Genomic DNA, 18,494 nt, shown 5'->3' with positions numbered 1-18,494 from the left:
CGACTAATGATCGTTAACTTCAGGAGCCCGAAATGAGCCTTCAACTTGCCGATGCCGAAGTGGGTGATATCAGCGATATCGTCAACACCGAACGTTATCCCATTCATGATTCGGGCCATGTTCAATTACAGGCACTGATCGATCATGCCCGGGCCGAATTGGCCGTCGACGGTTGCTGCCTGCTGAAGAACTTCCTGCGCCCCGAAGTGCTGGAACAGGCTCGTCTCGAAGGTCAGGCACTCTCGGACAAGACGTTTTATTCGGTGCGCAAGGTCAATGCCTACTTCACCGAAGACGATCCCTCGCTGCCGGCCGAAGACCCGCGCCGCACCTTCATGGAGCGCACCAGCGGCTTTGTGACCCGCGACATGATCGCCCCGGACGCGATCATTCACCGACTCTACGTCTCGCCGATGATGAAACGTTTCATCAGTGCCTGCCTGGGGGAACCTGAGATTTTCGAATATGCCGACCCCTTTGCCGGCCTGGTAATCAACGTGATGCCAGAGGGCACCCAGCAGCCTTGGCACTTCGACACCAACGAATTCATCGTCAGCATGATGACCCAGAAGCCCGAGGCCGGCGGCCTGTTCGAATACGCGCCGATGATCCGCTCGCGCACGGCGGAAAACCTTGGGGCGGTGGGCCAGGTGGTGCGGGGTGAGGATCGCAGCCGGGTGAAATACCTGGAGCTCAATCCCGGCGACCTGCAGATCTTCAAGGGGCGTTTTTCGGTGCATCGGGTGACCCGTGTCGAAGGCGCGGTCGAGCGCAATACCGCGATCTTCGCCTACTCGGAAAAGCCCGGAATCATTGGCCGCGCCGAGCGCACCAAGCAGCTCTACGGGCGCCTCTCCGAAGCCCATCTGCAAGCCGAGCGCAGCCGGGTGCGCAGCGACCAACTGCTCGACTGACCTCTCCTGTAGGAGCGAGCTTGCTCGCGATGGTGGTGAACGATAACGCGGTGCGCCTGATAGCCAGCGGCGCCCTTGCGGCCATCGCGAGCAAGCTCGCTCCTACAACGGGAGCGCGGACTTTATAAGAACGTATTTCCATCACCGACCGGTATTAGCGAGGAACACCCCATGAGTCTTTCCGGCCCCAACCGCAACCCCGCCGACTGCGAGCCCACTTACGCCGAGATCCAGCAGATCCAGCTGGACCGCCTGCAACGTGTGCGCAACGAACTGAAAAAGCGCGACTACGCCGCCTGCGTGCTGTTCGACCCGACCCATATGCGCTACGCCACAGGCTCGCGCAACATGCAGGTGTACTCGGCCCGTAACCCGGCGCGTTACGCCTTTATTCCCGCCGAAGGCCCGGTGGTGGTCTTCGAATTCGGCGGCTGCCTGCACCTGGCCGAATCCCTGAACACCGTCGACGAAGTGCGCCCGGCCAAGGCGATCTCCTATTACTTCTGCGACAGTTTCCTGAGCAATGTCACCGCCGACTGGGCCGCTGAAATCGACGACCTGGTGCGCAAATGCGGTGGCGGAAAACGCATCGCCATCGAGAGCGCCACCTCGGCGGCGGCCTTCGAATTGCAGAAGCTCGGCTACCAGGTCTTCGATGCCCAGGAACCACTGGAACGCGCGCGCTGCATCAAGGTGCCGAACGAGCTGAAGATGATCCGCGCCAGCCTGCGCGCCACCGAGGCCGGCGTGAAGCTGATGGAAAGCAAGCTCAAGCCCGGCATCAGCGAAAACGAACTCTGGTCGCACCTGCACCAGCACGTGATCGCCACCGACGGCGACTATGTGGAAACCCGCCTGCTGTCCTCCGGACCGCGCACCAACCCCTGGTTCCAGGAGTGCAGCACCCGGCCCATCGAAGCCGGCGACCTGGTGGCGCTGGACACCGATGTGGTCGGTCGTTTCGGCTACTACGCGGACTTCTCGCGGACCTTTCTCTGCGGCGAACAGGCCGCCACCCGCAAGCAGCAGGAGCTGTACAAGCTGGCCTATGAACAGGTGCAGACCAATATGGAAATGCTCAAGGCCGGGCGCAGCTTCAAGGAGTATGCGGAGCTGGCCTGGAAGATCCCCGACCACTACAAGGCCAACCGTTATTTCGCCCTGGCCCACGGGGTTGGCATGACCGGTGAATACCCCTACGTGGTGCACCGCGAGGACATCGATGCACTGGGCTATGACGGGGTGTTCGAGGCGGGCATGACCATCTGCGTGGAAAGCTACATCGGCCACGACGAAGGCGGCGAAGGGGTCAAGCTCGAAGAGCAGATCTACATCCACGAAAATGGTATCGAGCTGCTCTCGGACTATCCGTTCGACCCGCGTCTGCTGCCCGTTTAAGTCTTGCCGCCCTACCCCGCGCCGGCACTCAGCCCGCGAGGTAGGGCCATCAGGAGCGTGTCTGGCGCGGGAGGGCAATCAGTAATGTGCGTTTTAGGAATTTTCCTACGCTGAATTTATCGTTTGTTCATCCGGAGCCAGATGACAAAACTGCGAGCATCTCAAATAAAAACAACACGAGAGCCGCACCATGTCCTATCCCACGTCCCGCCTCCTGAATGCTCCGCGCTTTGATCTGCCGTTGACGTTTTTCCTGACCGATCACGGGTCCGCCCTGGATCGCCAGCGCTAGCTGCCAACCCTCTGTTCGCAGTGGCACCCAAAAGACGCATTTACGCCCCAGTATCGGAGAGGCTCATGAAAGACCTGACTACCCTGGACGGCTCCGCGCCGCATCCAGCCGTGGATGACCTGTGCACCCAAGCCAAGCGCGGCCAGATCAGCCGCCGGCAATTCCTCCACACCGCCACCCTGCTCGGTATCACCGCCGCCAGCGCCGGGAGTTTCCTCGGCCCGGCGCTGTTCAGCGATTCGGTCCAGGCGGCTGAGACCGGCACCCCACGCAATGGCGGCAGCCTGCGCTTTGCCTGTGCCATCCAGGAAATCCAGGACCCGATGCTCATCACCTGGATCGAAGCCTCGAACCTGATGCGCAACAGCCTGGAATACCTGACCTGGGTCGATGCCCAGAACATCACCCACCCGTACCTCGCCGAAAGCTGGAAGCCCTCGGATGACCTCAAGGAGTGGGTCTTCAACCTGCGCCAGGACGTCAAGTGGAGCAACGGCGACGCCTTCACCGCCGACGACGTCGAGCACAACTTCCAACGCTGGACCGGCGCCGAGTCCAAGTCGGTCAACCGCACTGCCTTCCAGGACATCGCCTCCTTCGAAAAACTCGGGCCTTACCAGTTCAAGCTGGTGCTCAAGCGGCCGATCCTGGCGATTCCGGAAATGCTCAACGCCTTCACCTGCGCCATCGTCCATCGCAGCTTCAAAGCCGGTGATGACTGGTCGAAAAACCCGCTCGGCACCGGTCCTTTCAAGCTCACCTCGTTCGCCGTGAACAAGGAAGCGACCTTCGCCAAGCGCGCCGATTACTGGGGCAAGCCGGCCTACCTGGACGAGCTACGGTATGTCGACATGGGCACCGACGTGTCCACCCAACTGGCCGCCCTGCAAGCCGGGCAGGTCGACGTGCTGTACCGCGTCACCGTGGCCGAACTGGACCTGGCCAAGCGCCTGCCCAACGCCAAGCTGCTGACCTGCAAATCGGCGCAGACCGTGGTGATGCGCATGGCCGTGGACCAGAAGCCGTTCGACGACCTGCGCATCCGCAAGGCCGTGGCGCTCTGCGCCGACAACGCGCAAATGCTCAAGATCGCCTATCGCGGCATGGGCACCCTGGGCGAGGACCACCATGTGGCGCCGTCGCACCCGGAATACTTCCCGCTGCCCAAGCGCGCTCGTGACGTGACCCAGGCCAAGGCATTGCTGGCCGAAGCCGGACATCCCAAGGGCATCGATATCGACCTGATCGTCGGCAACACCCAGGGTCGCTACGAGCAGGACACCGCACAGATCCTCCAGCAGAACTGCCTGGAAGCCGGCATCCGCATCAACCTCAAGGTGATTCCCGCCACCCAGTACTGGCCGATCTGGGACAAAGCCGCCTTCAGCCTCACTTACTGGGCCCATCGCCCGCTCGGGGTGATGTCCCTGGAACTGGCCTATCGCGGCGGCGGTGCCTGGAACGAAAGCCACTACAAGGACCCGGCCTTCGACGCCGTCCTGGACAAGGCCATGGGTATCGTCGATCCGAAACAGCGCTCCCTGGCGATGCAAAGCGTGGAGCAGATCCTCCAGGACGCCTGCGTCATCATCCAGCCGTTCTGGGCCGACAAGTTCACCGCCACGTCGCAGAAGGTCCAGGGCTTCCAGGTCCACCCATCGGACTTCTACCCGATGAACGAAACCTGGCTCAGCGCCTGATCCGACCTTTGAAACAATGAGCTCGTCCACCCCGGTGCGGCGAGCCGGCAACTGTATAGCCGGAGCATGCAAACATGGCTGATTTTCTGTGGCGCAAGCTACTGGCCCTGGCAGCGACGTTATTGTCGGTGTCACTGATCGTTTTTTTCGCCCTGGAGCTGAATATCGAGGACGTCGCGATCAACGTCCTGGGTCCCTACTCCGCCGCCGACCAACGCGCCGCCTGGCTCACCGAGCACGGCTACGACCAACCCTTCCTGTGGCGTTACCTGATCTGGCTGAAGGACTTCGTCAGCGGTCACTGGGGCACCTCGGTGCACTTTCGCGAACCGGTGATGGACCTGCTGCTGCCCAACCTGGGACAGACCCTGATGCTGGCGGGTCTGGCGCTGTTGATCATGGTCCCCGTGGCCCTGACCCTCGGCGTACTGGCCGGGATTCGCCAGGGGTCGCTGCTGGACCGCCTGGTGTCGTTCCTGTCCATCGTCACCACCTCGATCCCGGACTTCGCCAGCGCGGTGTTCGTCTCGGCGATCTTCGTCTTCTGGCTCAACTGGCTGCCGGGCGTCAGCAGCATGAGCGACGGTTTCAGTGCCCTGCAACTGGCGATGCCGCTGATGGTGCTGTGCCTGTTCGGCGTCGGTTACCTGGCGCGGATCACCCGGGCTTCGATGGTCGAAGTGATGCAGGCGCCGTATATCCGTACCGCCCGCCTCAAGGGTGCCTCGACCTCACGCATCGTGCTGCGCCATGCGCTGCGCAATGTGCTGATCGCACCGATCACGGTGATCATGCTGTACATCCCGTGGCTGCTGTCCAACGTCATCGTGGTCGAGGTGTTCTTCGCCTACAAGGGCTTCGGCTCGTTGCTCTACACCGCCTCGCTGAACCATGACGTCTACCTGATCGAGGCCTGCGCCATGATCAGTGCGCTGGTGGTGGGCGCGACCAAGATCTTCTCCGACCTGGCCTATACCTGGCTCAATCCGCGCATCACCTTGCGCAGCCTTGGCGGGAGCGCCCGATGAATCTTCTGCATGCATTCAAGAACCCGCTGGCGGCCCTGGGCCTGTGTCTGGTGGGCGGTTGGGTGATCCTCGGGATCTTCGCCCCCTGGCTCGCCCCCCATGACCCGCTGGAAAGCTTCACCCCGCTGCTGACGCCGTTCAGCGACGACGGCAGCGGCCAGACCTTCCTGCTGGGCACCGATGTGCTGGGCCGCGATATTCTCTCGCGACTGATCTGGGGCACCCGCACGGTGCTGCTCTGGTCGACCCTGGCGACCCTCACCGCGTTTGCCTTCGGCATTGCCATGGGCCTGTGCGCCGGCTACTTCAATGGCTGGGTCGACTCGGTATTGTCCTATATCGCCGACACCGTGCTGTCGTTCCCGGTGCTGGTGCTGTACATCGTGATCATCATCGCCCTCGGCGCCTCGGCGCTGAACATCCTGATCGCGGTGACCTTCACCAGCGCCCCGGCGATCTTCCGGATCATGCGCGCCCTGACCATGGACCTGCGTTCGCGGGACTATGTGCTCAGCGCCATCACCCAGGGCGAAGGCGCCCTGCGGATCATGACAGTGGAAATCCTGCCCAACTGCGGCGGCCCGCTGATCGTCGATTTCTGCCTGCGCATCGGCTACACCGCGATCATGATCGGTGCCCTCGGTTTCCTCGGCCTCGGCCTGCCACCGCCGACCCCGGACTGGGGCGGCATGATCAACGAAGGCCGCAGCATGGCCATCGCTTTTCCGCATCTGGTGATCTTCCCGTGCATTGCCATCTCCACCCTGATGCTTGGCCTCAGCCTGCTGGCGGACGGCCTGGACGAACACGCCCAGAAAGGCACAAGGAGTTGAGTATGAGCAGCCAACAAGTATTGCGCGTCGAGGGGTTGTCCATCGAACTGCCGCCGGGCGCGGACCGCAGCCATGCGGTACAGAAGATCGACCTGGATGTGCGCAAGGGCGAAATCCTCTGTGTGATCGGCGAGTCCGGCTCGGGCAAATCGGTGCTCTCCGGGGCCATTATGGGCGACTACGCCAAGGGCCTGCGTCACAGCGAAGGGCGTATCGATTTCCTCGGCGAGGACATCTGCAGCATGCCCGAAGCGCAGTTGCGCGGCCTGCGTGGCAACCGCATCGCGATGATCTTCCAGGAGCCCATGGCGGCCCTCAACCCGGCGATCCGCATCGGTCGACAAGTGGAGGAAATCTTCGAGATCCACGCCCCGCAGATGGATGCGGCCGAGCGGCGCGAACGTATGCTCGCGTTGCTGGAGTCGACCCAGTTGCCAGAGCCGCCACGGATCGCCAACAGCTTTCCCCATCAGCTTTCCGGCGGCCAATGCCAGCGGGTGGTGATCGCCATGGCCCTGGCCATGAACCCGGACCTGCTGATCGCCGACGAACCGACCACCGCCCTGGACGTGACGACCCAGGCCCAGGTCCTCAAGCTGATCCGCGAACTGCGTGGCCGCGGCCAGCACGGCATCCTGTTCATCACCCATGACTTCGGCGTGGTAGCGGAAATCGCCGACCGCATCGCGGTGATGGAAGGCGGTCGGCTGGTGGAAATCGGCGAGCGCGACCAGGTCTTGCAGGCGCCACGCCACGCCTACACACGCAAGCTGATCGCCGCGGTCCCGGCGTTGAATCCGGAGCTGCACGCGCCCTGCGCCGACGGTGAGATCGCCCTGCGGATCGAACACCTGAACAAGACCTACCACGTCGAAGGGCGTCAAGTCTGTGCGCTCAAGGATGTCTCGCTGCAACTGCCGAGGGGCAAGACCCTGGCGATTGTCGGCGAGTCCGGCTCGGGCAAGAGCACCCTGGTCAAGGCGGCGATCCGCCTGGTGGACAGCGACAGCGGGCATGTCTGGCTCGGCGACAGCGACTTCCTCGCCCTCAAGGGCGAGGCACTGACCCGGGGCCGGCGGCAGATCCAGATGATTTTCCAGGACCCCTACGGCTCGCTCAATCCGCGCCATCGGGTCGGCGACATTATCGCCCGCGCCGCGCAACTGCGGGGCCTGTCGGCCAAGGATGCCTGGATCGAAGCCGGCGACCTGCTGGAACAGGTCGGCCTCAAGCGCGACGCCCTGAAACGCAAGCCCCGGCAGTTCTCCGGCGGCCAGCGCCAGCGCATCGGCATTGCCCGCGCCCTGGCCATGCGCCCGCAGGTCCTGATTGCCGATGAAAGCGTCTCGGCCCTGGATGTCTCGGTGCAGAAACAGGTGCTGGAATTGCTGGCCGAGCTCCAGCAACGGCTGAACCTGAGCATCCTGTTCATCACCCACGACCTGCGCGTAGCGGCGCAGATCAGCGATCACATCGCGGTGATGCGCCAAGGCGAAGTGGTCGAGTACGGCACCGCCGAGCAGGTACTGCTGCACCCTCGACATGGCTATACCCAGACCCTGCTGGCCGCCGCGCCCGGAGCTTCGGTGCGACCGCCAACCCAGGCGGGACCGGCACCGGGCCTGAGTGCCGCCGGCGGCTGATCCTCCCGGCCCGCTACCACCTGGACGTTGTTCGCAGCCTCCGTCGTAGCGGGCCCTACCCCTTTCATCCAGACCACGCTTTTGCCGTGGCCGGGATGGCTGTTGCCAACAATAAACCTAGAGAAGAGACGGAGCGACCATGAACTTGAACACCACCCGGGCCTTGCGCTCATTAACCCCGCTGGCGCTGTTGGGCGCCCTTTCCACGCCCGCAATGGCGATCCAGGTCACCGACAACCTGGATATCGGCGGCGCTGTCCGCTATCGCTGGGACTACGCCCCGGATCGCGATATCCAGAAGTTCGACTTCGACACCGCGTTCCTTACCGCCAAGTACAACTCCGACACCTGGATCGCCGCCGCCAAGTACCGCTTCTACGGGCGCTCCTATCCGTACCAGTACACCGATCGTATCGGCGCGGTGCAGTTCGCCGAGACCGCCTGGGTCGGCTACAAATTCAACCCGGACCAGCAGGTGCAGGTCGGCCTGAACCAGATTCCGTTCGGCCTGCAACCCTACTTCGGCAGTACCTTCTATGAAACCCTGGGCAACGTGGTCGGCCTGGAAGACGTGGAAGAAGTCGGCGCCAAATACATCCAGCAGAGCGGCGACTGGAACCTGCAAGCCGGTTTCTACCTGCGCCCGGCCCTGCAAGGGCGTGGCACCAGCAACGGCGACACCTACTCCACCGTGGTCTCCCGGGCCGACAGCTATGTGACCGACGGCAGCAACAACCAGGAACACAACACCGCCGTGGTGCGCCTGGCCAAGGCCATGCAACTGGGTAACTGGAAATCCGAGGTGGGGATCTCGGGCCTGACCTCGACCCTGGAAAACCGCGACACCCGCGAAGACGGTCGACGCAATGCCGTGGCCATCCATTACCTGGGCAAGGACGGTCCGTGGGGCCTGCAATTGCAGGCGGCGCGCCAGCAGATGTCGCCACGCAATCCCGGCAGCAACGAGGTGGTGACCTTCGGCGGCTATGACGGCACCTTCAACGTCGCCAGCCGCGGCAACCTCTATGTCGCCGACCTGAGCTACGACGTCGACGGCAAGTACCTGCTTGACCAGATCAGCGGGATCAAGCTGTACGCCAACTACAGTGCTTTCGACAAATCGGCGGATGACTTCAAGACCTCCCAGCGCCTGATCCTCGGCACCTCGTTCTCGGTGAGCAAATTCTGGGTCGCCACCGAATGGCTGATCGGCAAGAACGATCCTTACATCGGCGGCAGCAGCTATACCCAGAGTCTCGCGGCCGGTGGTACCGATCTGTGGAAAAACCAGCTGTATGTGAACATTGGTTATTACTTCTGAGGATGCAGCTTGCGGGTGACAAGAACGTGAGTCTTGCAGCGCACTCACGGGCGTTATCGCCGGCAAGCCGGCTCCTACAGGTGGGTGCTCGTCCACGAGATTGCATCGTGTTCGAGCACCCACCTTTTACCTCCTCATTTCGTTGCGCATCTTTGTGGGGGAGCACCTGGGCTCTCCCACCTTTTTCCATCCCCGTCGTTTTTTTAACTCACTCCCGCCAAGCAACGCTTGCATCGGCCCGCCGCTGATAGTCAGATACGTCCTACATAGAAAACACTTCAAAGAACAACAAAAAACCGACTCCACGCTGGCCGATCCCGTGCTTCAACACGGTGTTTCGCAGGTGTGCGCCAGCCGGTCCGGAGTATCCATTTCATGCGTCAACTGCCCTCGCTGAACATGCTCCGCGTGTTCGAGGAAGTCGCCCGGCATCGCAGCTTCAGCCAGGCCGCCGCGTCCCTGAACGTCACCCAAGGTGCGGTCAGCCGACAGATCAAGCAGCTTGAAGATTACCTTGGCGTCGCGCTGTTCGTGCGCACGCCGCGGGGCTTGTCACTGACCGAATCAGGAACGGCATTGTCACCGCAACTGGGCGATGCCTTCGACCATATCGAACGGGCCCTGCAAGCCGTGCGGGTACCCAACCTGCGCCAGCGCCTGCGTATCCTCGCGCCACCGACCTGGGCCACCCGCTGGTTGTCGGCGCATCTGCGAGCGTTCTGCCAGCGCTACCCGGATATCAGCCTCAGCGTGACCAACCAGGCCAGTCATGACAGCCTGGCCGAGGTCGACTGCCAGATCCGTTTCGGCCTCGAGGCGGATACACATTGCAGCAGCCAATTGCTGGTGATGGAGCGGCATATTGCCGTGGCGAGCCCGGAGCTGTTCGAACAGGGCGAGGCGCCGGACCTGCGCCACTCTCCCCTGCTGCATATCCTGCACGACGGCAAGCGCCTCAAGGTCTGGGAGAACTGGCTGGCGGCGATGGGCCGTGAAGACATCGATGCCCGGCAAGGGCTGGAATTCAGCACACTGGACCAGGTGATCAACACCGCGCTGGCCGGTGGCGGGCTGGCGGTGATCGATCGGCAGATGATCGTCAAGGAGCTGGCCAATGGCAGCCTGCTGCCCATCACCCCGGTGGAGGTGGTCGGGCCGTATGGCTATTGGCTGGATGTGGCGAACGACAAGCAGGGGTTGTCGAAAGTGCGGCTGTTTACCGAGTGGTTGAGCCTGGTGAGCAATCCCTGACTCAAGGCCCGATGCAATCCCCGGCCGTTTTCCGAGGCAACACAAAAAAAGGAGAACTGAAACCCGCTACCGCGCCCTTCCCACACCCCCCCCCCTGTAGGAGCGAGCTTGCTCGCGATGGTCGTGAACGATAACTCGGGGCGCCTGATACCCAGCGGCGCCCTTGCGTCCATCGCGAGCAAGCTCGCTCCTACAGGGTGTGAGGGGGCGACGGTGCCTTAGAGGCCGCCCATCAACAGGTATTTGATTTCCAGGTAGTCGTCCAGACCGTAATGCGAACCTTCACGTCCCAGGCCCGATTCCTTGATGCCGCCAAAGGGCGCCACTTCGGTGGAGATGATCCCTTCGTTGATCCCCACCATCCCGGCTTCCAGGCCTTCGGCCATGCGCCAGACGCGGCCGATATCGCGGCTGTAGAAATACGCCGAGAGACCGAATGGCGTGTCATTGGCCCGACGCAACACCTCGGCCTCTTCCTTGAAGCGGAAGCACGCCGCCACCGGGCCGAAGGTCTCTTCCTGGGCGATCAGCATGCCATCGCCCACATCGGTGAGGATGGTCGGTTCGAAAAAGGTCCCACCGAGGGCATGACGACGACCGCCGCACAACAGCTTGGCGCCCTTCTCCAGTGCATCGCCGACATGTTGCTCGACCTTGCTCAAAGCCGCGCTGTTGATCAACGGCCCCTGCTCGGTTTCGCCGTCCAGCGCATTGCCGACCCGCAGCGCCTTGACCGCCTCCGCCAGCTTGGTGGTAAAGGCCTCGTACACGCCATCCTGGATGAAGAAGCGATTCACACAGACACAGGTCTGCCCGGTGTTGCGGAACTTCGAAGCCATCGCGCCCTTCACCGCCGCGTCCAGGTCGGCGTCATCGAACACGATAAACGGAGCGTTACCACCCAGCTCCAGCGAGACCTTTTTCAAGGTGTCGGCAGCCTGGCGCATCAGCAGCTTGCCGGTGCGGGTCGAACCGGTGAAGGACAGCTTGCGCACCACCGATGAGGCTTGCAGCGCGCCGCCGATGGCCACCGCATCGCCGGACACAATATTGAACACACCGGCCGGAATCCCCGCCTGCTCCGCCAGTACCGCCAGGGCAAAAGCCGACAATGGTGTTTCTTCCGAAGGCTTGAGGATCATCGTGCAACCGGCGGCCAGGGCCGGGCCGACCTTGCGGGTGACCATCGCCAGCGGGAAGTTCCACGGAGTGATCGCCGCGACCACACCGATGGCTTCCTTGGTGACGATGATCCGCGCATCGGCCTTGTGGCTCGGGATTACATCGCCATAGGCACGCTTGGCCTCTTCACCGAACCACTCGAGGAAACTGGCGGCATAGACCACCTCGCCCATGGCTTCGGCCAACGGTTTGCCCTGCTCGCGGCTGAGCAAGGTGGCGAGCTCACGCTGGTTGCTCAGCATCAGTTCGCTCCAACGTTTGAGGCGCACGCTGCGATCCTTGGCGTTCAGCTTGCGCCAGGCCGGCAAGGCGCGCTCGGCGGCGGCAATGGCCAGGACGGTTTCTTCAGCGCCGGCGCGTTGGACATCAACGATCAACTCGCCATTGGCCGGGTTCAGCACCGGGTAGGTCGGACCGCCACTGGACCATTGGCCATCGATGTAGTTACCGGTACGGATCAACTCGCTCATGCCACGGCCTCGGTCAAGGTGAAAGCTGCCTCGGCCGGACGGGCCGAGCGCAGGATACGTTTGCCGGCGGTGTAATCGTTGATCACATCACACGGGGTGTAGTTGCGTTCCAGCTCGTACAGCTCGTCGGCGTCGAGGCGGGTCTCCAGGGCCGCCAGGGCACTGTCGAACTGTTCGGTGGTGTCGGCGCCCACCAGCATGCAATCCACGCCCGGGTGATTGACCACCCAGGCCTGGGCGATCTGCGCATTGGAGACACCGCGACGGCGGGCGACACGCTGCACCGAATGGGCGATTTCGAAAGACGCTTCGTCGCTGTACATCTGCTGGGTGAAGAAGTCGGTCTGGTTGCGGGTCGACTGCACGTCGCCGGTCAACAGGCCACGGGCCAGCGGGCTGAACACCGAGACCCCGAGGCCCTGGTCACGGCAGAACGGCAGCATCTCGCGCTCTTCTTCGCGGTAGGCGCAGTTCAGTTGCAGCTGCATATTGATCGGCTTGACCCAGCCATTACGCTCACAAGCCATGAGGATCTTCGCCAACTGCCCGGTGAGCATGGTCGAGACGCCGATATAACGAGCCTTGCCGGAACGCACGATGTCGTTCATGGCGCTCATGGTTTCCTCGACCGGAGTGTTGATGTCGAAGTAATGCAGCATGAAGACATCGACGTAGTCCATATCCAGGCGTTTCAGGGACGCGTCGATGCTGTCCATGATGTGCTTGCGCGAATGGCCGCTGGCGTTGATCCCGCTGCGGGTGCCGTAGCCGACCTTGGTGGTCACCACAATGTCTTCGCGACGGGTCAGGCGCTTGAGAATGCGCCCCACCACTTCCTCGCCGACGCCGGCGGAATAGAAGTCCGCCAGGTCGATGAAGTTCACCCCGTTGTCCAGCGCGTGCTTGACGATCGGTTCGCTTTTCTTCTCATCGAAGATCCACGGCTTCCAATCCGGCGTACCCATGTTCATGGTACCGAGGCACAGCTTGGAAACCTGCAGGCCGGAATTGCCCAGACGAATGTATTGCATGGCGCGGACCTCAGGCTTTCGGGGTGTAGAAAGGGTTGGCGATGTGGTTGACCACATCGGCGAGCTGGGCACGTACCGGCAGGCCGGTCAGGGCGGCGCGGATTGCGGTGCGGCAGGCGTTGTAGTTGTTCAGGTAGACCGCATCGAGGTCATCGCAGGAAGGGTTGACCCAGTTGGCGGTGACGATGGCCCACTCGTCCTCGGCTTCGGCCGGCAGGGTGCCGTCGAGCAAGGCTTCGAGCACGGCCTTGGCGATCCCGGCCTGGGACGCGCCCCAGGTGGCATTGCCGTGGAAGTCGCTGCCGATGGCGGCCTTGTTGACATAGAGGGTCATCGGCTTGACCGGGATATTCGGCTGGGCGATCACCATAAATGGGCAATGGCCCTGGCTCGGCGACGCCAGGCTGTTGGCAAAGGCCTGGCCGGCCGGACCGTTGCGCGGGCCGATGAGGATATTGATATGGGCGGCGTTCACGCCGGGGCCTTCGAAACCTTCGCCGATGTACAGGTCTTGTTCTTTCATGGGTTTTTATCTCGCGGACGCAGGGAATTGAGGGTGATCAGAAACGCGCACGCACCCTGGGGCACGAACGGTCAAAGTCGGGAAACGCAGAGCGCAGCAGAAAGCTGGCGAGGACGCGGCAGTGGGGCTGGGTCATGGTGCAAACGCTCTTTGTTTTTATGAGTGAGCTGGTGTTTGCGCTTTTTTATCACTGGGGCTGGAGGGGGCTGTAACCATTAAAAGTCATGGGGGCATGAGGTTTAGTCATGGCCCCGATCATGGACGAACACACGCCATGGCCGGGGTCATCCCCAGCCACGGGCACAGGCCGACAAGAAGGCACTGCCAGATCCACTGTCAGCGATAAGCAGAAAACTTGATCTGTATGGCTCCCGACGCGTCAAGGCCTCGCAGGCTCACCTGGCGGCTGTACATGCGCGTCGTAACAATCGCGAAATCGATCTGAAGATCATGATTGGACGCCCATTGCACTTTGGGCGATATCTCATGATCAGAAAACGTATCGCATTCGGAGGAGTAAACTTCGTAGTCAGGTTTTTTAACAACCTCGGCAACATCCAGCAAATTATCGAAAACAAAGAGACTGTCCCAACAAAATGGCGCCAGAGCCCCCCCTCCCGTATGCCAGACATGGGCAACGCTGTACCGCCCGTTAGGAGAAGGATAAATCTGGATGGACGTATCATCGCCAGAGTCGCCGCCAAAGGGTATCAAGGCCATGAAACCGTACTTCAAGACCGCAATGAATCCGATAGCCATCAATATGAATTTCAACCAGCCAATAACCCGCACCCTGCTCTCCTTGTCATGGATAAATCAAATTCTGCCGGGTTTGGTCATGCCGCGACCAAGCTGCGCCCATTCGGGCCAACCCCTCCCTGAGCACTCACGCCCCCACAATTCACTGATATCCGCCGACACCGACAGACAAACTCCAGGCAAAAAAAAGCCCAAGCGGCTGATGGACGCTTGGGGCTTAAAAATGCATAAACCGTGGTAGGTGAACGCAGGGCAATATTAACCCACTGCGACAATCTGTAACAAGATGTTTTTCAGCTTCCTATTGACATAACCCCTTCAATAACCACATGTTTTTAATGGTTTGAGATGAACCATAATGGAGCACAAACAGTGGTTTTTTATTCCTGAAAGAAGCGGTTGGATGCTTTGATATCACCAACAACAGTATTTGCTTCGCCAACCGGAGGCGGTGACAATTGCCGTTCCATTTTCTTTCGAGGTTTGCAACATGCGTAAAGCACTTACCGTCCTGGCCCTCAGCGCCCTGTTTGCCCAAGGCGCCATGGCGGCGGGCGGCACACAGGCCGCGGTCGGCGGTGGTCTGGGCGGCGCCCTGGGCAACGTATTGGGCCAGAAGATGGGCGGCAGCACCGGCGCAGCAGTCGGCGCGGGCCTGGGCGGCGCGGCCGGTGGTGCCGTAGCAGCCAAGAAAGGCAAGAAAACCAAGGCAGCCATTGGCGGCGGCCTCGGTGCAGCCGGTGGTTCGCTGCTGGGCAACCAGTTGGGCGGCAAGACCGGAGCGGCCATCGGTGCCGGCCTCGGCGGCGCGGCCGGTGGCGCCCTGGGCGGCAAGTAACACACGGTCATTGTAGGAGCCGGCTTGCCGGCGATAGCGGTTTACCAAACGACAAAAATGTCGGCTGCCAGATCGCATCGCCAGCAAGCTGCTCCTACAAGGTTCGCGGCGTTTTCAGGAGCGCCGCCTACCACAAGGCCTTGGTATAAGTGAGCAATATCCGGGTCTCGTCCGCGTCCCGGCTGAACGACGAGCGGTACGTCGCATTGCGCAAACGCAACGCCAGGTTCTTGAACGCCCCACTCTGGATCATGTAACGCACCTCCGTGTTACGCTCCCACTCCTGCCCCCTGCCTGAAACACCCGGCACTTGTGCATGGTCGCCAGAAATATAGCGGCTCATGAAGGTCAACCCGGGAATGCCCATCGACTCGAAGTCGTAATCGTAACGCGCTTGCCAGGATCGCTCCTTCGCCTCGGCAAAATCGCCGATCTGGGCAAAGTTCACCAGATACGCGTCACTGCCCTCTATATAAGGAAAGGCGCTGGCCCCTGACATGCGCTGGTAACCCAGGCTGACCTTGTGCCCACCCTGTCCGTAGCCGAACAGACCATTGAGCGCCTGGTTGTCGATTTTTCCTCCCCGGGCAGCGCCTTGGTCCTCACTCGCAAAAAACCGCAGATCGGCGTTCAACGTACCGGACGCCAGGGGGCGGCTGGCAATCAACCCGAGAAAATGCTGCCGGTAGACATCGCTCAACCCGGCGTAGTGATAGCTGAACTTGAGATCATCACCCAGCTTGCGATCAAAGCCTGCAAGGTCCAACTGGCCGCCCGGGGCGTTACGAGTAAATCGGTTGTTCTTGTTGTTCAGGGTAATGTCTTCATAACTCGTATCATTGCGCGCCTTCACTTTGTCCAACTGGCCCGCGGTCATCACCAGATCAGGAAACTCCCGGGAAGTCAGCATCAAGCCCTCGAACGACTGCGGCAGAATCATGCCATCGTTAGGTCGTAGCGTAGGCAACGAAGGGATCAGCGCCCCGGCCTTCAACTCGGTCGCGGAAATTTTCAGCTTGGCCGTCAGCCCCAGCTTGCCGTACTGCGCCGCAGCACGTCCATCAGAGCGGACCGGCAGCAGGCCACTCCCCGCCCGCTCGGGACTGGAGTCCAGGCGGATGCCCAGCATACCCAGCGCGTCCACACCGAAACCCACCACTCCCGGGGTGTAGCCCGACTCCAGTTTCAGCATCAGGCCTTGCGCCCATTCATCCCGCCTGGATTGCAGGCTGGAGGGTCCATCACGGAAGTCGCGATTGAAATACACATTGCGCGTTTCGAAAAAGGCATGGGAGTCGCCGAAGAAATCCGCTCGGGCCCAGGCACTGAACCCCGTCAGGGCCACAGCTCCAGCCAGGACCGGCAGGCCCTTGGCGCTTGCGACATGGATGAAGACGCTCACGACAACAGTTCCTTCAAACGGTCGCCGAAGAGCGTCAGGGCAACCCCAAGCAAAACCACGCTGGCACCGACGATTTTCAAGGTCGCGGCGGGCCGCACCACACTGCCGAGCCAGCCGAAATGGTCAATCGCCACCGAGGACAGCAACTGGCCGGCAATCACCAGGACCAGCAGGTTCGCCAAACCGATGCGCGGCGCCAGCCAGACCGTGCAGAAAATCGCCCCGGCACCGAGCACCCCGCCCACCAATCGCCAGCCCGGCTGGCTCGGAATCACATTGAGGGAATCGCCCAGGCCACCGCGAAAGAAGGCAAGGACACCCAGCACCAACATGCCGGTGAAGAAGGAATAGAACGCGGCCGCCAGGGTATTGCCTGTCATGGCCCCAGCCAGTTGGCTGTTGACCGCCGCTTGCAGCGCTATCGCGATGCCCGCCAGAAAGGCCAGCGCAAAGGAAATCAGGAACATGACGGCCACCTCTATCAGTGGGAATGCAGGGGAGAAAAATCTTCCGCAAAAGGGTCCGGGGTGTAACCGGCGGCCGCGAACAGGTACTCACGGGACTCTTCGGTCGCCAGTTCCAGTTGCGGGCGATCCACCCCCAGCACCACGCCACCCTGCTTGCGAATCCGCCCGGCGATGATCACGGTGTCGATATCGCCCCGCTCCGCCGCGTGAACCACCGTGCCCAGCGCGTTGTTGGACGGATAGAGGCTGAGGTTGTCGGTGCGAATCATCACGATGTCCGCCTGCTTGCCCGGCGTAAGGCTGCCGATGCGCGAGTCGAGCCCCGCGCACGCCGCACCATCGAGGGTCGCGGCCTTGAGCAGTTGTCGGGTGCTGACCAGGTCCGGCGTGGCGGGTTTACCGTGAAAACGTGCACTGTGAGCCGCCGCGCGCTGCAGATAGAAAGCCACCCGCATTTCACCGAACATGTCGCCGCCATAGGAGCTTTCGTTATCGACGCTCAAACCCGGGTTCATCCCGTGGTCGACGGCCTTTTGCCAGGCAAACACACCGTCTTCGAGCCCATAGTGGGCGTCGGAACGCGGGCAGACGTTGACCTTCACTCCGGCCTTGCGCAGGATCGACCAGCCGTGGTCCGGCAGGCAGGTGCAGTGGTTGAAGATATTGTCCGGACCCAGCAGCCCCTCTTCGTGCAGCGTTTCAAGTTCACTGGCCATACCGGCACCGAAGAACTCGGTAACGATATTCAGGCCCAGCTCGCGGGCCACCGCCCATTGCTCGCGGTCGATCTGCGACATCATTGCCAGGGTCACCAGCGAGTCGTCACCGTTTGCATACTTGCCCTTCAAGCGACGCAGGTCACCGGGCCATTGGGCCGAGTCCCATTCACCGGACAACGGCGCACCCGGCGCGTGCACTGCACGGATGCCGGCGTCCTGCAGGGCCTCGATGGCCGCATCGGAATGCGCGCCACTACGGGCATTGTGAGAGTTGTCGATGATGGTGGTGATGCCGGCATTGATGCAGCCCAGGGCAGTCAGCATGTTGCCCACGTACATGTCCTGGGGTCGGTAGTACTTGGCGAAGGAAAAGTGCGTGGCGTTGCAATAGTCTTCCAGGGACGGAGAGTCCGGGTTGATGCGCCGCAATTGACCTTCCCAGGCATGGCGATGGGTATCGACCATCCCGGGGATGACGATCATGCCCTTGGCGTCAATGATCTCGGCCCCCTCGGCGCCGAGGCTGACACCGACTTCGACGATCTCGGTGCCACGGATCAAAACGTCAGCCTCGACGAAGTTACCCAGTTGATCATCCAGGGTGACGACCATTCCGCCCTTGAGTAGCAGCAGGCGATGTTGATCGGGCAAAGGCGCGAGGGCTGAGTTCAGCAGGTCGAAATGAGCAGGGAATGACATGACAGTTCCTTCGGTGGCACGGGC

At 61.8% G+C, this 18,494-nt stretch carries 16 protein-coding genes; 9 read left to right on the top strand and 7 right to left on the bottom strand.

Going from position 1 to position 18,494, the window contains the following annotated elements; all coding sequences use genetic code 11:
- Positions 1-32: 32 nt before the first annotated feature.
- The 8 genes from M5C01_RS05380 (at position 33) to M5C01_RS05345 (ending at position 10,380) form a co-directional block, all read left to right on the top strand.
- Positions 33-914 carry a hypothetical protein gene (locus M5C01_RS05380; RefSeq protein WP_152737542.1) on the top strand — a complete coding sequence of 294 codons (882 nt, stop codon included), beginning with the start codon at positions 33-35 and terminating at the stop codon, positions 912-914.
- A 171-nt stretch (positions 915-1,085) separates the two neighbouring features.
- On the top strand, positions 1,086-2,312 hold the full coding sequence (locus tag M5C01_RS05375; RefSeq protein ID WP_152737541.1) for a Xaa-Pro peptidase family protein: 1,227 nt from the start codon (positions 1,086-1,088) through the stop codon (positions 2,310-2,312).
- 357 nt (positions 2,313-2,669) lie between these two features.
- Complete coding sequence (locus tag M5C01_RS05370) at positions 2,670-4,304, top strand: ABC transporter substrate-binding protein (RefSeq protein WP_152737540.1); 1,635 nt, start codon at positions 2,670-2,672, stop codon at positions 4,302-4,304.
- 74 nt (positions 4,305-4,378) lie between these two features.
- Complete coding sequence (locus M5C01_RS05365) at positions 4,379-5,332, top strand: ABC transporter permease (RefSeq protein ID WP_152737539.1); 954 nt, start codon at positions 4,379-4,381, stop codon at positions 5,330-5,332.
- Complete coding sequence (locus M5C01_RS05360; RefSeq protein ID WP_152737538.1) at positions 5,329-6,165, top strand: ABC transporter permease; 837 nt, start codon at positions 5,329-5,331, stop codon at positions 6,163-6,165. Before M5C01_RS05365 ends, M5C01_RS05360 begins: the two co-directional genes overlap by 4 nt.
- 2 nt (positions 6,166-6,167) lie before the next feature.
- Positions 6,168-7,808: an ABC transporter ATP-binding protein gene (locus M5C01_RS05355; protein ID WP_152737537.1), complete on the top strand. Its 1,641-nt coding sequence runs from the start codon at positions 6,168-6,170 to the stop codon at positions 7,806-7,808.
- Between the two features lie 139 nt (positions 7,809-7,947).
- Positions 7,948-9,129 (top strand): hypothetical protein, encoded by a 1,182-nt coding sequence (locus tag M5C01_RS05350; RefSeq protein WP_152737536.1) that lies wholly within the window; start codon positions 7,948-7,950, stop codon positions 9,127-9,129.
- 375 nt (positions 9,130-9,504) lie between these two features.
- On the top strand, positions 9,505-10,380 hold the full coding sequence (locus tag M5C01_RS05345) for a LysR substrate-binding domain-containing protein (RefSeq protein ID WP_103499369.1): 876 nt from the start codon (positions 9,505-9,507) through the stop codon (positions 10,378-10,380).
- A 218-nt stretch (positions 10,381-10,598) separates the two neighbouring features.
- Here the strand turns inward: M5C01_RS05345 and M5C01_RS05340 are convergent, their stop codons facing one another.
- From M5C01_RS05340 to M5C01_RS05325, 4 genes are all read right to left on the bottom strand, one after another.
- Complete coding sequence (locus M5C01_RS05340; RefSeq protein WP_152737535.1) at positions 10,599-12,032, bottom strand: NAD-dependent succinate-semialdehyde dehydrogenase; 1,434 nt, start codon at positions 12,030-12,032, stop codon at positions 10,599-10,601.
- Complete coding sequence (locus tag M5C01_RS05335) at positions 12,029-13,063, bottom strand: aldo/keto reductase (protein ID WP_152737534.1); 1,035 nt, start codon at positions 13,061-13,063, stop codon at positions 12,029-12,031. The genes M5C01_RS05340 and M5C01_RS05335 overlap by 4 nt, the downstream gene beginning before the upstream one ends.
- A gap of 10 nt (positions 13,064-13,073) precedes the next feature.
- Complete coding sequence (fae, locus tag M5C01_RS05330; protein ID WP_100943543.1) at positions 13,074-13,586, bottom strand: formaldehyde-activating enzyme; 513 nt, start codon at positions 13,584-13,586, stop codon at positions 13,074-13,076.
- A 336-nt stretch (positions 13,587-13,922) separates the two neighbouring features.
- Positions 13,923-14,378, bottom strand: coding sequence for a hypothetical protein (locus M5C01_RS05325; RefSeq protein ID WP_152737533.1), 456 nt, complete (start codon positions 14,376-14,378; stop codon positions 13,923-13,925).
- A gap of 457 nt (positions 14,379-14,835) precedes the next feature.
- On the opposite strand from M5C01_RS05325, the gene M5C01_RS05320 reads away from it, so the two are divergent.
- Positions 14,836-15,183 (top strand): hypothetical protein, encoded by a 348-nt coding sequence (locus tag M5C01_RS05320; RefSeq protein WP_040069550.1) that lies wholly within the window; start codon positions 14,836-14,838, stop codon positions 15,181-15,183.
- 127 nt (positions 15,184-15,310) lie between these two features.
- On the opposite strand, the gene M5C01_RS05315 is transcribed toward M5C01_RS05320, so the two are convergent.
- From M5C01_RS05315 to M5C01_RS05305, 3 genes are read right to left on the bottom strand one after another with little or no spacing between them, the layout of a single operon-like run.
- Positions 15,311-16,585: an OprD family porin gene (locus M5C01_RS05315; RefSeq protein ID WP_178129765.1), complete on the bottom strand. Its 1,275-nt coding sequence runs from the start codon at positions 16,583-16,585 to the stop codon at positions 15,311-15,313.
- Positions 16,582-17,052 (bottom strand): DMT family transporter, encoded by a 471-nt coding sequence (locus M5C01_RS05310; RefSeq protein ID WP_152737532.1) that lies wholly within the window; start codon positions 17,050-17,052, stop codon positions 16,582-16,584. Before M5C01_RS05310 ends, M5C01_RS05315 begins: the two co-directional genes overlap by 4 nt.
- Positions 17,053-17,066: 14 nt before the next feature.
- Positions 17,067-18,470 (bottom strand): amidohydrolase family protein, encoded by a 1,404-nt coding sequence (locus M5C01_RS05305; RefSeq protein WP_152737531.1) that lies wholly within the window; start codon positions 18,468-18,470, stop codon positions 17,067-17,069.
- Between the last annotated feature and the right edge of the window lie 24 nt (positions 18,471-18,494).

This window comes from Pseudomonas sp. MWU12-2319, from assembly GCF_023242525.1.
Lineage (GTDB): Bacteria > Pseudomonadota > Gammaproteobacteria > Pseudomonadales > Pseudomonadaceae > Aquipseudomonas > Aquipseudomonas gingeri_D.
This window is presented reverse-complemented; position numbering and strand designations above follow the sequence as displayed.